The organism is Streptomyces sp. (genome assembly GCF_050698815.1).
Taxonomy (GTDB): Bacteria; Actinomycetota; Actinomycetes; order Streptomycetales; family Streptomycetaceae; genus Streptomyces.
In genome coordinates this window covers 1-2,095 of record NZ_JBOHCV010000005.1, presented here as the reverse complement: position 1 = coordinate 2,095, position 2,095 = coordinate 1, and the positions used below count along the sequence as shown (strand labels likewise).

2 protein-coding genes are annotated in these 2,095 nt (G+C 70.1%); both read right to left on the bottom strand.

Annotated elements, in window-relative coordinates; genetic code table 11:
- The coding region (locus ACRDP3_RS00090; protein WP_431514697.1) for a sulfite exporter TauE/SafE family protein at nt 1-509 on the bottom strand (509 nt) is incomplete at its 3' end.
- Between the two features lie 679 nt (nt 510-1,188).
- Nucleotides 1,189-2,095: MFS transporter (locus ACRDP3_RS00085; protein ID WP_431514696.1), on the bottom strand; the 907-nt coding region annotated here is incomplete at its 5' end.

Below are 2,095 nucleotides of genomic sequence, written 5' to 3'. Positions count from 1 at the left end.
ACGAGCGCCATCGACAGCGTCACCCCGCACGGCACCAGAACGGTGGCGAATCCGACCAGCACGGGAGTGGCCATAGAGGCGGTCTTGGTGCTGCGTCGCACGAGCCGTCCGAACGCGGCCGGTGGGCAGGGTACGAGTCGGCCCACGGCTTTGACGCCGAGGAGATCGAGGGCGAAGACCACCATCAGCGCCGCAGCGACGAAGAGCAGCACCGCCTGCGCTCTGGGGCTCGGCTGCAGAGCGGCGCCGAAGATGCCGAGCAGGGAACCGAGGATGGTGTGGGAGATCAGTTTCCCCACGAGGAACGCGCCGACCGGGGCCAGATGACCGGCTGCCTGCTGCGCGACCGTGGTGGTCGTGGTCGTGCGCTCGGGCGCGGTCGGGGTGGTGGCATCGCGGCGGGTGACCGCGCCGGCCAGCAGGCCACCCTGGACGGCGGCGCATGAGGCACCACCGGCGAAGAGACCGGTGGTGACACCGGTGATGAGCAAGGTGACGGAGGACGTCATGCGTCGGGACTCCTGTTCGGATACGACGGCACGCACCCGGAGAGAGTCGGATCAGGGCGTGCCGAGGCGGGGCGTGAGGAAAGCCGGCATCCCGCGAGTCAGCAGCGATCGCTGCCTCACGGGCGAGGGATCATCACGTCCGTGACACGCACAACTGGTGAAGATCAGGAGGTGGGAGTGGCGGAGGCGGCGCGTTGGGCAGCGCGCCCACAGCCGCAGGGGAGCAGGCCATCGCTGTTGGCTGACCGGTCGACGCAGGGCTCGGCTGCACCTCGTGGACGAGCGTCGCCTGCGGCGCCGGGCACTGCTTCTCGAGCATCGGGCAGTGATCACAGTGCTCGACCGAACCGGTCCCCTCCGACTGCGTCGCCGTCGGGACCGCTGACGCGTACTGCGCCGGCCCAGAGGGGCTTGCAGCAGCCTTGACCGGGGTGGACACCTTCATCGAGTCCATCGAAGAGGGCGAGGGCATCGCCATGGCCGGTCGCGCCAGCCCGGTCAGGCAGACCATGAGCGCGCACGCGAGAAGCGCCCCGGACCACACCCGGAGCGGTCTTGGCACGGACCACATCCGGAGCGGTCTTGGCACGCGTCGCGACATGCACGCCATGCTATGGCACGTGCGCACAGGCCAGGCAGCCTGCCGTCCAAGGGGGCCGTCCGCCAAAGCCCACCGGGGTCAGGAGTCCGGTTCGTCCACTGTGGACGCCGCGCGGCGGCGGCGCGGCAGACTGAGCTGGGCGGACAGCAGCCCGGCCACGCCGATCAGGGCCCACAGCGCCCACGGGCCCATCGCGTACACGGCGCCGCCGATGAGCGGTCCGGCGCCCGTACCGGTCGTGTACGCGACGCCGTGCAGCCCCTGGTAGCGCCCGACCATGTGCGGCGGAGCCAGACTTCCCAGGTAGGCCTGGGAGATGGTGCTCGTTATCATCTCGCCGAACGTCCATATCAGCACCGTCGCCGCCAGCATGACCATGCTGCTCATGAACCCGGTCAGCGCGAGACCGACACCGACGATCAGGTTGCCGACGGCCAGGACGTACTCCGGCCGGTACCGGGAGATCGCGCCGGTGATGGGCAGCTCCAGCACCAGCACCAGCAGACCGTTGAGCCCGATGAGGAGACCGAAGTCGCCCGGGCTCAGACCCACGTCGCTGACGTGCAGGGGCAGGCCGACGGTGGACTGGATGTAGACGAACTCGGCGACCACGGTCATCAGCAGGAATCGCACCAGGGTGCGGTCGGCGAGCACCTGCCGGTATCCCACCGCCCGGTCCGCCTGCTTGCCGGCGTCGTCCGCGTAGTCCTGGTCGGACCGCGGCTGGGGCACATCCCGCAGCAGCACCGCCACGACCAAGCCGAACAGCAGGCACGCGGCGGCGTTGCCCAGGAAGAGACCCACGTAGGAGGTGCCGGCCAGCACACCGCCGATGAGGCCGCCCAGGGCGGCGCCCACGTTCATCGCGAACCGGAACACCCCGAAGGCGGCCAGCCGTTGCTGGTTGGTCGTCACGGAGTCGACCAGCATGGCGGCGGCGGCCGGCCGGTAGATCTGCGACGTCACGCCGATGAGACCGACCACC